Annotated in this window: 10 protein-coding genes; 3 read left to right on the top strand and 7 right to left on the bottom strand. The window is 62.6% G+C overall.

The window, feature by feature from the left end:
* Positions 1–97: 97 nt before the first annotated feature.
* On the top strand, positions 98–1003 hold the full coding sequence (gene ppk2, locus X751_RS144975) for a polyphosphate kinase 2 (RefSeq protein ID WP_023745296.1): 906 nt from the start codon (positions 98–100) through the stop codon (positions 1001–1003).
* 201 nt (positions 1004–1204) lie between these two features.
* Here the strand turns inward: ppk2 and X751_RS144980 are convergent, their stop codons facing one another.
* Together X751_RS144980 and X751_RS144985 are read right to left on the bottom strand one after the other, a co-directional pair.
* The gene (locus tag X751_RS144980; protein ID WP_023681954.1) at positions 1205–1843 is read right to left on the bottom strand and encodes a GNAT family N-acetyltransferase; all 639 of its coding nucleotides are present in this window, start codon (positions 1841–1843) and stop codon (positions 1205–1207) included.
* Between the two features lie 275 nt (positions 1844–2118).
* On the bottom strand, positions 2119–2850 hold the full coding sequence (locus tag X751_RS144985; protein WP_023669621.1) for a LuxR family transcriptional regulator: 732 nt from the start codon (positions 2848–2850) through the stop codon (positions 2119–2121).
* 260 nt (positions 2851–3110) lie between these two features.
* On the opposite strand from X751_RS144985, the gene X751_RS144990 reads away from it, so the two are divergent.
* On the top strand, positions 3111–3962 hold the full coding sequence (locus X751_RS144990) for a transporter substrate-binding domain-containing protein (RefSeq protein WP_023730967.1): 852 nt from the start codon (positions 3111–3113) through the stop codon (positions 3960–3962).
* 59 nt (positions 3963–4021) lie between these two features.
* On the opposite strand, the gene X751_RS144995 is transcribed toward X751_RS144990, so the two are convergent.
* Entirely contained in the window at positions 4022–4435 is a 414-nt protein-coding gene (locus X751_RS144995) for a tellurite resistance TerB family protein (RefSeq protein WP_023688697.1), read from the bottom strand.
* A gap of 156 nt (positions 4436–4591) precedes the next feature.
* Here X751_RS144995 and X751_RS145000 point away from each other — a divergent pair, with 156 nt between their 5' ends.
* Positions 4592–6241 (top strand): lysine--tRNA ligase, encoded by a 1650-nt coding sequence (locus tag X751_RS145000; protein ID WP_023732412.1) that lies wholly within the window; start codon positions 4592–4594, stop codon positions 6239–6241.
* On the opposite strand, the gene X751_RS145005 is transcribed toward X751_RS145000, so the two are convergent.
* The 4 genes from X751_RS145005 to X751_RS145020 form a co-directional block, all read right to left on the bottom strand.
* Positions 6204–7076, bottom strand: a complete 873-nt coding sequence (locus X751_RS145005; protein WP_023688698.1) for a thermonuclease family protein — start codon at positions 7074–7076, stop codon at positions 6204–6206. The two genes, X751_RS145000 and X751_RS145005, sit on opposite strands and share 38 nt — an antisense overlap.
* 8 nt (positions 7077–7084) lie before the next feature.
* A complete protein-coding gene (locus X751_RS145010; RefSeq protein ID WP_023681959.1) occupies positions 7085–7735 on the bottom strand; it encodes a helix-turn-helix transcriptional regulator in 651 nt (216 codons plus the stop codon).
* Positions 7736–8211: 476 nt separating this feature from the next.
* Positions 8212–10431: a 3-hydroxyacyl-CoA dehydrogenase NAD-binding domain-containing protein gene (locus tag X751_RS145015; RefSeq protein ID WP_023745295.1), complete on the bottom strand. Its 2220-nt coding sequence runs from the start codon at positions 10429–10431 to the stop codon at positions 8212–8214.
* Positions 10432–10454: 23 nt separating this feature from the next.
* Complete coding sequence (locus tag X751_RS145020) at positions 10455–11663, bottom strand: acetyl-CoA C-acetyltransferase (RefSeq protein WP_023669613.1); 1209 nt, start codon at positions 11661–11663, stop codon at positions 10455–10457.
* Between the last annotated feature and the right edge of the window lie 20 nt (positions 11664–11683).

The following is an 11683-nucleotide window of genomic DNA, read 5'->3' as shown; positions in this document are numbered from 1 at the left end:
CTTTCCGTGCTTCTGCGCCGGTCCCGCCGAAACTTCCGCTGGACCGGGTTTGAGGCCCCCCATAGCATGAGTCCGCAAGCTGGAAAGGTTCGTCTCGATGAAAAAAGCCAAGGAAAGTCCCGCCGCAGAGCCGGCAGAGGGGCCGCTGAATATCAAGGTGGACGGCAAGGAGCGGGAGTTCGACATCGAAAACCCCGAGCTTCCCAGCTGGATCGAGGACCACAAACTGACCGCAGGCGACTACCCCTACGACAAGAAAATGAAGACCGAGGAGTATGACGAGACGCTGGAGCGGCTGCAGATCGAACTGGTCAAGGCGCAGGCCTGGCTGCAGGCGACCGGCAGCAGACTGATGTCGCTGTTCGAGGGGCGCGATGCCGCCGGCAAGGGCGGCACCATCTCGGTGCTGCGCCAGTATCTCAATCCTCGAACCGCGCGCAATGTGGCGCTGACCAAGCCGACCCCAACCGAAGTCGGGCAATGGTACTACCAGCGCTACGTCGCCCATTTCCCGACATCGGGCGAATTCGTCACCTTCGACCGGTCCTGGTACAACCGCGGCGGCGTCGAGCCGGTGATGGGCTTCTGCACACCGGAACAGCATGCAAAATTCCTCGACGAGACGCCGCATTTCGAGCGGATGATCTCCAACGACGGCATCTATTTCTTCAAATTCTGGCTCAACATCGGCCGCGAAACCCAGCTCGAACGGTTTCACGACCGCCGCTGGTCTCCGCTGAAGAACTGGAAGTTCTCGCCGATCGATATTGCCGGCATCACCAAATGGGACGACTACACCAAGGCGCGCGACCAGATGGTCGAGCGCACGCACAAGCAGTTCGCGCCCTGGATCATCGTGCGGGCCAATGACAAGCGACGCTCGCGGCTGGCCGTCATGCGGCGCATCCTGTTGTCACTGCCCTATGATGGGCGCGATCTCGACGCCATCGGCAAGGAAGACAAAAAGATCGTCGGCGAAGGGCCGTCGTTTCTCGAGAAGTAGAGACTGGCCTCGATAGGCAGAGGCTGAAATTACAGAGCCCACCCCCACACGGAGGTGGGCTCTGTGGCCATTGTCTAAAGCGCATCGCATTTGAACGGATTCACGCGACGCGCTTTAGGTCTTTGTTTCATGCATGTCGTTCTCTCAAAACCGGGGCCACTTTGAGCGACATGCATTAAAGCGCGTCGGGTGAAGACAGTCTCACGACGCCTGCCGCATGCCGAGCATGTGGGGGGTGCCCCTGGCCAACACCGGGGCGTGATGGTTGCGGCGCGAACGCACGACATCCAGCGTATGCTCGTTGAAGGTCAGCAGTGTGGCGACGACCTGCTGGTTGCCATAGGTGCGCTGGTACCCGAGCGGCGTCGCCAGGAAGTGCAACTGCAGCGTCCGCAGCACCCACACCGGCTCGACCTCGATAATGACCTGATCGACATTGCGAGCAAGGCCCCATTCGACGAAGCCGGCGATCAGTTCGGTGCCGACCGTAGACACGCCGCGCTTGCCATCGCGAAAGCCTGGCGCCACCGCGTAACGGGTTAGCTCCCAGACATTCGGTCCCGAAGGGCGCTTTCCCTCGCAGAGTTCCGGCATCACATCGCTAAGGAGATGCGGCCGTGTGGTCGGCAGCATCCGATGATAGCCTGCAAGCTCGCCATTGCGTATGACAAGGTGGTGTTCGGCCTCATCATGGTCGAATTGATCGATTTCGAGGCCGTCCGGGCGATCGAGATCGGTCCACCGCATCTCATCGACGAAGACCTTGTAACGCAGGCGATGGACGGCCTCCCATAGGTCGGGACGTTCCATCAGTTGTTGAGTGGTAAGGGAAAATAGCATTAGCCGTCTCCTGGGCTTAAGAGGAAGATACGGCCGGGCTTTCCCGAAAAAATTGCGCGAAGGTGTTGGCAAGGATTTCCAGGCTGCCACAGCCGACATGGCTAATATAGCTGCGTCTAAACGCCTCCGCGATGGCGTGCACCCTGTTGGCGACGCCGAGTCTGCTTTTGGCGTTAAGAAAGCATTAGCCGTCTCAAGAGGACGACAGGGGCCGGTCTTTTCTGAAGATATGACGCCAACAATGCGGCCATAAATTTCGGGCCGCCAGAACCGGCCTAGCTGATATAGCCGTGCCTGACTGCTTCGGCGACTGCCTGCACACGGTTGGCGGCGCCTAGTTTGCTCTTGGCGTTGAGAAGGTGTTTCTCAGAGGTATGCTCCGAGATGCCGAGGATCTGCGAAATCTCCCACTCGGATTTTCCGACCGCCGCCCATTGCAGGCATTCGCGCTCGCGCGGCGTCAATTCAATGTGATCGATAGATTTGCCGGCCGTCGTTTGAAGCTGCATGGCGCGGCCGATGGCATAGGTGGAGGCCAGCGAGACCATTGCGAATTCGGCTTCGGACAGTTCGACCGCCTCACCGCCCAGCGAGACCAGCGCGATCTGGCCTTCGAGCGTGATCAGCGGGAAGGCGAGGCCGTCACGCAGCTTGAACTGGCGGGCGTCGCGCATTACCTCGGCGCTGCTCTTGTCGGCGGGCATGCTTTGAACGGCATCGCGCCATTGGAATGGCGCCCGAAACTGCTTCAAATGGCTGACGACCGGATCGTGGTCGACGTAGTTGCGCGATAAGTAACGCTCCAGCCATTCGCTAGGCCAATCGCAGAGCAGCACATGGTCCTTCGTCTGGCTGCTTGGTGTACCGGGCTGCGGCACCGTTGCGGCTATCAGGGCCGTCAATCCGAAATTCGAGGTGACACTAAGTAGCTGCTCGCACACCGCAGCCGACGTGTCGGCACGCTGCACCCGGTCAATATATTCAAGTGTCCGGTCAAAATAACCCATCGCAACATCTACCCCATGTTGCCTACCGCTCTTGAGACCGATGCTACGTGCCTGCCCCGCACTTAGCCATCAACCCCGGATTGCAAAGCCACATCCTTAGCTTTTCTAACGCCAGCGACCGCCAACCCCGGGCCGACTCTGTGCGGCTATTTGCAACCTCGCCAAAGCATAACCCGAAATTTGCCCTTTGAAATCAAAAACAATTGTGCCTGCGCCGTTTTCGTATCACAAGCCAACGGCCAAGACGGGCGGAGTTTTTTGTGACATCACGCTGGATAACCATCGCCTTGCTGTCGATGCTGATCGGAGTGCAGCCGTTTGCCGGCGCTGTGCGGGCAGCGGAACCGCAGGTGCCGGTGCTTTGGGATGCCAAGGAGCGGCTGCCGAAGCCGGACCTTGCGGCGCTGCCGAGGCTCAGGTTCCTCACCACAACCGATTTCCCGCCCTTCAATTTTCTCGACGGCACGGGCCGACTGTCCGGCTTCCACATCGACCTGGCGCGGGCGATTTGCGCCGAACTCGACATCGCCGACAAATGCCAGATCCAGGCGCTGCCCTGGGCCGAACTCGACGACGCGTTGCAGAAGGGCGAAGGCGAGGCGATCATCGCCGGCATCGCCGCAACGCCGGAGACGCGGGCGAAGTACAGCTTTTCGCGCTCCTATCTACAGTTTCCGGCGCGCTTCATCATGCCGAAGACCAAGGCCTTCGCCGAGCCGATCCTCGACAAATTGCGCTCGAAGCGGGTCGGCGTGCTGGCCGGCTCGGCGCATGAAAAGATGCTGCGCGATTATTTCGGCACCGTGCAGATCATCCGCTTTCAACGGCCGGAAGACCTCTACAGCGACTTGAAGAGCGCCAAGATCGATGCCGCCTTCGGCGACGGCATGCGCTTTTCCTTCTGGCTGGGCGGCACGGACGCCGCCGGTTGCTGCCGCTTCGCCGGTGGACCCTACCTGGCGCCGGAATATCTGGGGTCCGGCATGACCATTGCCACCCGGGCCAGCGACCCAGCGCTGGCCGCAGCCATGGACTACGCGCTGCAGGAGATATCGGTGAAAGGCACCTTCGCCGAATTCTACCTGCGCTATTTCCCGGTCAGTTTCTTCTGATCCGGTTCCCGGTCAGCTTTTTCTGATCCGGTCCCGGTCAGCTTCCTTTAGGGGCTGGATCAGGTCAGCGTGCGCAGGCGGGCCTTCGCCCCGCGCGCGATGGCTGCGGCGGTCAGCGTGTCGAGATCGAGCTCACGCCGGATCAACTGCAGCACCCGCAATTCCTCCATGCGCATTTCTAGATCGACGGCGGCAACCTCGAAGGCCGCGGCATAGGCGGTGTCGTGCAGCCGTTCGGGCAAAGTCTCGGCGACACGCTCGAGCACGCCTTCCAACCCATCCTTTTCATGCAGCATCTTCTGGCAGTCCTGCGCAATGGCGATCAGCCTGTCCTGCTTGAAATCCTCGAACACCGGCCAGCTGCGGACGACGTCGCCGATGCGCGCCAGTTCGATATCGGTCATGTCGCGATCGGAAGCCGAGGTGATGACCATCAGGTAGATCAGGGCTTCATGGGTGGACGGCAACGGCATTCAAAACTCCTTGATAGTGAGGGTCGAAGGTAGGGACGCCACGGCGCCGTCGCAACGAAAACGCCTGATATCGTTGACGCTCCGCCCTGTCGCGCCTAGAGACCCGGTTGAAAAATCTTACCAGCCGCGAAAGCCGGCCATGACTGGAACTTTGACATGACGGGATCAAACATCGCCGATCTCAACCCCGAAATGCTTGCGGCAGCCGCCGAAAGCAAGGCCTGGCCGTTCGAGGAAGCCAAAAAGATCATCGAGCGCTACAAGGGCGGCGACTTCCCGGAGATCGTCCTGTTCGAGACCGGCTACGGCCCGTCGGGCCTGCCGCATATCGGCACGTTCGGCGAGGTCGCGCGCACCTCGATGGTGCGCCATGCCTTTCACGTGCTGACCGGGAACAAGGTCAAGACCAAGCTGCTCTGCTTCTCCGACGATATGGACGGCATGCGCAAAATCCCCGACAATGTGCCGGATCGCGCAGCGCTCGAGCCCTATCTGCATATGCCCCTGTCGGCGGTGCCCAATCCGTTCGGCGGCGACTATCCGAGCTTTGGCGACCACAACAACGCGATGCTGTGCCGCTTCCTCGACACGTTCGGCTTCGACTACGAATTCGCCAGCGCCACGCAGTACTACAAGGCCGGCCGCTTCGATGCGATGCTGGTGCGCGCCGCCGAGCGCTATGAGCAGATCATGGCGGTGATGCTGCCGACGCTGGGGCCGGAGCGGCAGGCAACCTACAGCCCGTTCCTGCCGATCTCGCCGAAGAGCGGGCGCGTGCTCTACGTGCCGATGAAGCATGTCGACGCCAAGGCCGGCAACATCACCTTCGACGATGAGGGCACCGAGACCACGCTTTCGGTGACCGGCGGGAAGGTCAAGCTGCAGTGGAAGCCGGATTTCGGCATGCGCTGGGCAGCGCTCGGCGTCGATTTCGAAATGTTCGGCAAGGACCACCAGACGAACGCGGTGATCTACGACCGCATCTGCAACATTCTCGGCGGGCGCGCGCCCGAGCATTTCGTCTACGAACTGTTCCTGGACGAGAACGGCCAGAAGATCTCGAAGTCGAAGGGCAACGGGCTGACCATCGACGAATGGCTGCGCTACGCGCCGACCGAAAGCCTCGGCCTCTATATGTATCAGCGGCCAAGGCAGGCGAAAAAGCTCTATTTCGACGTCATCCCACGCGCCGTCGACGAGTACTACACCTTCCTCAACGCCTATCCGCGCCAGGACTGGAAGGAGCGGCTGGGCAATCCGGTCTGGCACATGCATGACGGCAAGCCGCCTTCCATCGACATGCCGGTGCCGTTCTCGCTGCTGCTCAACCTGGTCAGCGCCTCCAACGCGCAAAACAAGGATGTGCTGTGGGGCTTCATCTCGCGCCATGCATCTGGCGTGACGCCGGCGACGCATCCCGAACTCGACCAGCTGGTCGGTTTCGCCATCCGCTACTTCGACGATTTCGTGAAGCCGACGAAGACCTTCCGGCCGGCCGACGATGTCGAACGCGTCGCGCTGGAAGCGCTTGGCAACGCGCTTGCTGGCCTGCCGGCCGGCGCCGACGGCGAAGCGATCCAGAACGCTTCGCTCAACGTGGCGCGCAAGATCGAACGCTATCAGGACCATTCGAAGAAGAGCCCGGACGGCGGCCCTGGTGTCTCGGGCGCTTTCTTCCAGATGATCTACCAGGTGCTGATCGGCCAGGAACGCGGACCGCGCTTCGGTTCGTTCGCAGCCCTCTACGGCATCGCCGAAACCCGCGCGCTCATTGAGCGGGCGCTGGCTGGTCAGCTGGCGGCGTAATTTCCGTCCCGGCCAGCGGCGTGTCTATCGCCGGGGCATCGAGGATCGGTTGCGACGCCGTCGGTGCCACAACAGGCGTTGGCGCCGGTGGCAGGCCGCCAAGATCGGTCGCGGCGCCGAAGACGCCCTTCTTGGCGGCGCGCGCCTTGTCGCCCGCTTCGACATAGGGGCCGGCTGCCGTGGCGCGCGCCCAGCCGTTTTCGACCAGCCACTGGCCGACATCCAGCTTGCCGATGCGGCATTCGGCGGCGATCAGCGCACGGTCGGCCTCCGGCGGCACCTTGCAGGCAACGGCCCGGCCGCGCAGGAAAGACCGGAACGCGGTGCGCGCCCTGATACCGCAAGCCCAGGACTTGCCGCCCTCGGTGCAGGTCTCGTCTTGCCTGACGATGTCGATGCCGGAGACCGTCACGGAATAACCATTGGCTTCGATCAGGCCGGCGGCGGCCGCGACCGGCTGGAACAGTTTTGTTCCTCCCCAGTCGTCGACCGCTCTGCGCCCACGCGGCTTGGGCGGCCCGGCCAGCGCCAGGTCGCTCAGCGGCGCGCGTGGCTCAACCCGTTCAAGTTCTTCTACCGGCAGCGGCGGCGGAGCGATGGCCTCGGGATCGATCGCCCTCGAATGCACCTGAGGCGAGTGCATCGGAGGCTTGACGGGCCGGACCTCGGGGATCGCCGACGTCGCCGGCTCCTCGGGCACGGCCTCGGTGTCCGGGTCGATCTGGTCGACGGTGATGGCGGTGCTTTCGCGATGCAGCGCGCGACCGCCGGCGACGACAATGGCGACCATCACCGGGATCGCCAGGAGGGCTATGAGGATTTGAAGCAGACGCACCGCGAGACCTACTGGCTTGCCCAGACGATCCGCGCCACCCATTCGACATCGCGCATCGCGATGTCGCGGTCCGGGTGGTCGGGGTTGAGCGAAATCAGCACGATCGATTTCGTCGTCTGGCGGTCGAGCACCTTGGCCATGACTTCGCCGGCATTGGTCTTGACGACGACGCGGTCGCCCTTGCGGGTAGCGGCGCCCGGCTCGACGATCAGCACATCGCCATTGCGGTACAGCGGCAGCATGGAATCGCCCTGCACCTTCAACGCATAAGAGGTTTCGGTCGCCCGTGCCGGAAGCTCGACAAGGTCCCAGCCCTGGCCTGAGGGATAGCCGGCATCATCGAAGAAGCCGCCGGCGCCGGCCTGGGCAAAGCCGAGCAGCGGCACCGCCGAACGCTGCGCGGCTACCGAGCCCGAAGCGGCCTTGGCACGGCCTTCGACCAGCCCGGTGAATTCGTCGAGCGAGGCGCCGGTCGCCTCGATGATCTTCGCCAGCGATTCGGTCGACGGCCAGCGCGGCCGTCCATCCGAGGACAGCCGCTTCGATTTGTTGAAAGCGGTGGAGTCCAGACCGGCTCGCCGGGCCAGGCCGGAGGCCGACAACGAATAGCGCTCAGCGAGAGCGTCGATGGCTGCCCAAACTCGGTCATGCGAGAGCAATTCGCTCTCCTCAAAACAGGAAAAAATACCTTTTCCTTCTAACGCGCGGTCATCCGATTGTCCACCGGCGCGCGGCCCGATCCCCTAAAAAGCTGTGTGCGGCGAAGTCGTCATGGATGCCTCAAACTGCCTTGGCAAGGCTGCGCAATCCCTGGTCGGAGCTCATGAAACCCCGCTCGGCCTAGGTCGGCGGTCGCGGTTGAACGGAGCGGGCAAGCGTACTGTTGGACGCGCCAAGGACGCTGTAGCATTTTGATTTGGCGCATGACCCCGAAAATCGATTCCGATTTTCGGGGTCATGCGCGAGGTCGGCGAGCATCATGTAGCGGGCGTTGTTGAGATGGAGGTTGAAGTCGATCTCGGTCGGCAGGCAGCGAAAAGCCAGTCGGCTTTCGCTACCGACCGCATAAGGCCACGGCGCCTTGCCGTGGCCATCATGCGCGCAAGGCGCCCCCAGACGTACATGGGGCGCTAGCTCAAGCGGCCTTCTTCACCTCGCCTTTCGCATAGGGATCGAAGCGCTGGTAGAAGGTCTCGCCCTTCTCGGCCAGGTCGAGCAGCAGCTTTGGCGCCTTGAACTCGGCGCCGTATTTCTTCTGCAGGCCTTTGGCTATTCTGACGAACTCCCTGGCGCCGATGCCGTCGATATAGGACAGCGCGCCGCCGGTGAATGGCGCGAAACCAAAGGCGAGTATCGACCCGAGATCGGCCTCGCGCGGATCGGTGACGATGCCTTCCTCCATCACCCGGGCCGCTTCCAGCGCAATGGTTACCAGCAGGCGCTGCTGCAGTTCCTCATAGTCGACCTTCTCGGCCTCCAGCTGCGGATAGAGATCCTTCAGGCCCGGCCACAGCTTCTTCTTGGCAGGCTTGGCGGGATAGTCGTAAAAACCCTTGCCGTTTTTGCGGCCGAAGCGGCGATGGGTGTCGACCAGCGTGTTGATCAACGCCATCTGCCTGGGGTCGACAGACTTGTCTCCGAGGTCCCTGATGGTCTGCTTCATGATCTTCTGGGCAAGGTCGATCGCCGTCTCGTCGGTCAGCGCCAGCGGGCCGACCGGCATGCCGGCGGCCTTGGCGGCGTTCTCGATCATCGGCGCCGGAACGCCTTCGATCAGCATCTTGTAGGCTTCCGACATGTAGCGCAGCACGCAGCGGTTGACGTAGAAGCCGCGCGTGTCGTTGACGACGATCGGCGTCTTCTTGATGGCGCGCACGAAATCGATCGCGGTGGCCAGCGCCTTGTCGCCGGTCTTCTTGCCCAAAATGATCTCGACCAGCATCATCTTGTCGACCGGCGAGAAGAAGTGGATGCCGACGAAATTCTTCGGCCGCGCCGAATTCTTGGCCAGCGCGGTGATCGGGATGGTCGAAGTGTTGGAGGCGAAGATCGCCGACGATTTCAGCACGGCTTCGGCCTGCTCGGTGGCAGCCTTCTTGACGGCCGAATCCTCGAACACCGCCTCGACCACCAGATCGCAGCCGGCGAGATCGGCATAGTCGGCCGTCGGCGTGATCAACGACAGAAGTCTGTCCTTCTCCTCGGGCTTGGCGCGGCCCTTCTTGACCTGATCGGAGATCAGGCTGTCGGAATGCGCCTTGCCCTTTTCGGCCGACGCCATGTCGCGGTCGAGCAGGACGACCGGGATGCCGGCCTTGGCGGTGACAAAGGCGATGCCGGCACCCATGAAGCCGGCGCCGAGAATACCGATCTTCTTGAACTTGGTCTCCGGCACGCCGGCCGGGCGGCGGGCGCCCTTGTTGAGCTCCTGCAGCGACACGAACAGCGAGCGGATCATCGCTGCTGCTTCCTTCGACTGCATGATTTCGGTGAAATAGCGCTGTTCGATCCGCAGACCGGTGTCGAACGGCACCAGCAGGCCCTCATAGACGCATTTCAGGATGGCCGCGGCGGCCGGATAATTGCCGTAGGTCTCGCGGCGCAGGATGGCGATGGCCGGCGGCCACAGATTGAAGCCGGCCGGCGTATAGATTTGGCCGCCAGGCAGCTTGAAGCCCTTCTCGTCCCAGGGCTGGACGGCTTTCAGGCCGTTCCTGATCATCGCTTTGGCGGTCTCGATCAGCTTGCCGGGTTCGGCGATCTCGTGGATCAGCCCCATCGCCTTGGCTTTCTGCGGCGACAGCGTCTGGCCGGTGGTCAGCATCTGCAACGCCTGCTGCTGGTCGGTCAGGCGCGGCACGCGTTGGGTGCCACCGGCGCCGGGGAAGATGCCGACCTTGACTTCCGGCAAGGCCATCTTGACCTTTTCGGAGTCAGCTGCAACGCGGCCATGACAGGCCAGCGACAGCTCGAACGCGCCGCCCATGCAGGTACCGTTGATCGCCGAGACCCAAGGTTTGCCCGACGTTTCGAGCTTGCGCCACAAGCCACCCATGCGGCCGGCATTGTCGAACAGGAGCTGTGCCGCCTTCTCCGGGTCCTTGGTCTTCTCCTTGGCAAATACGGCCAGCATCTTCTGCAGCATGGTCAGGTCGGCGCCGCCCGAGAAGCTGTCCTTTCCCGAGGTGATCACCGCGCCCTTGATGGCGGCGTCGGCCACCACCTGGTCGATGATCTTGTCGAGCTCGTTCATCACCTCTTCGGTGAAGACGTTCATCGAGCGGTCCGGCATGTTCCAGGTGACCATCGCGATGCCGTCTGCGTCCGTGTCGACCGTGAAGTTTGTATAAGTCATGTCTCTCTCCTTCCGGCCGAAAATCAGACGCGTTCGATAATCGTTGCGGTGCCCATGCCGGCGCCGATGCAGAGCGTCACCAGAGCGGTGTTCAAATCGCGGCGCTCGAGCTCGTCCAGCACCGTGCCCAGGATCATCGCGCCGGTGGCACCGAGCGGATGGCCCATGGCGATGGCGCCGCCATTGACGTTGATCTTGTCGTGCGGGATTTCGAATGCCTGCATGTAGCGCAGCACCACCGAGGCGAAGGCCTCGTTAAGCTCGAACAGGTCGATATCCGACAGCTTCATCTTGGCGCGCTTCAGAAGCTTCTCGGTGACGTCGACCGGACCGGTAAGCATCAGCACCGGCTCGGAGCCGATGTTGGCAAAGGCGCGGATGCGGGCGCGTGGCTTCAGGCCCATCGTCTTGCCGGCCTTCTTCGAGCCGAGCAGTACGGCGGCCGCGCCATCGACGATGCCGGACGAGTTGCCGGCATGGTGGACGTGGTTGACCTCTTCCACCTCAGGGTGCTTCTGCACGGCGACCGCGTCGAAGCCGCCCATTTCACCAGGCATGACGAAGGACGGGTTGAGCGAAGCCAGCGACTGCATGTCGGTCGACGGCCGCATATGCTCGTCATGATCGAGGATGGTGAGGCCGTTCTGGTCCTTGATCGGTATGACGGAGTTCTTGAAACGGCCATCGGCCCAGGCCTTGCCCGCACGCTTCTGGCTCTCGACCGCATAGGCATCGACGTCGTCGCGCGAAAAACCGTATTTGGTGGCGATCAGGTCGGCCGAAATGCCTTGCGGCACGAACCAGCCGGGCAGGCCGACGGACGGGTCCATGAACCACGCGCCGCCCGAGGCGCCCATGCCGACGCGCGACATCGATTCCACGCCGCCTGCAATGACGATCTCGTCGGCGCCTTGAGCGATCTTGGCGGCGCCGAAATTGATGGCGTCGAGGCCTGAGGCGCAGAAGCGCGAGATCTGCATGCCCGGCGCCTTGTTATCGTAGCCGGCCTCGAAGGCGGCGGCACGCGGAATGACGGAGCCGGCTTCGCCGACCGGATCGACGCAGCCGAAGATGATGTCGTCGACGTTTGCAGTGTCGAGGCCGTTGCGGTCGCGCAACGCTTCAAGCGTCCTGGCCGCAAGCCGCACCGCCGGCACCTCGTGCAGCGAGCCATCCTTCTTGCCCTTGCCGCGCGGTGTGCGCACGGCGTCATAGACATAAGCTTCAGCCATTTGCTTGCTCCTTGCTTTGC

Source organism: Mesorhizobium sp. LNJC394B00 (assembly GCF_000502555.1).
In the GTDB taxonomy this organism is placed as follows: domain Bacteria; phylum Pseudomonadota; class Alphaproteobacteria; order Rhizobiales; family Rhizobiaceae; genus Mesorhizobium.
Note: the sequence above shows the minus strand (reverse complement) of the source record. Positions and strands in the feature narration are given on the sequence as shown.

Bases quoted from the DNA above. Each gene is read 5' to 3' on its own strand.
- X751_RS145000 (WP_023732412.1), top strand. From the start codon at position 4,592: ATGACGGGATCAAACATCGCCGATCTCAACCCCGAAATGCTTGCGGCA.
- ppk2 (WP_023745296.1), top strand. From the start codon at position 98: ATGAAAAAAGCCAAGGAAAGTCCCGCCGCAGAGCCGGCAGAGGGGCCG.
- X751_RS144985 (WP_023669621.1), bottom strand. From the start codon at position 2,850: ATGGGTTATTTTGACCGGACACTTGAATATATTGACCGGGTGCAGCGT.
- X751_RS145015 (WP_023745295.1), bottom strand. From the start codon at position 10,431: ATGACTTATACAAACTTCACGGTCGACACGGACGCAGACGGCATCGCG.
- X751_RS144980 (WP_023681954.1), bottom strand. From the start codon at position 1,843: ATGCTATTTTCCCTTACCACTCAACAACTGATGGAACGTCCCGACCTA.
- X751_RS145020 (WP_023669613.1), bottom strand. From the start codon at position 11,663: ATGGCTGAAGCTTATGTCTATGACGCCGTGCGCACACCGCGCGGCAAG.
- X751_RS144995 (WP_023688697.1), bottom strand. From the start codon at position 4,435: ATGCCGTTGCCGTCCACCCATGAAGCCCTGATCTACCTGATGGTCATC.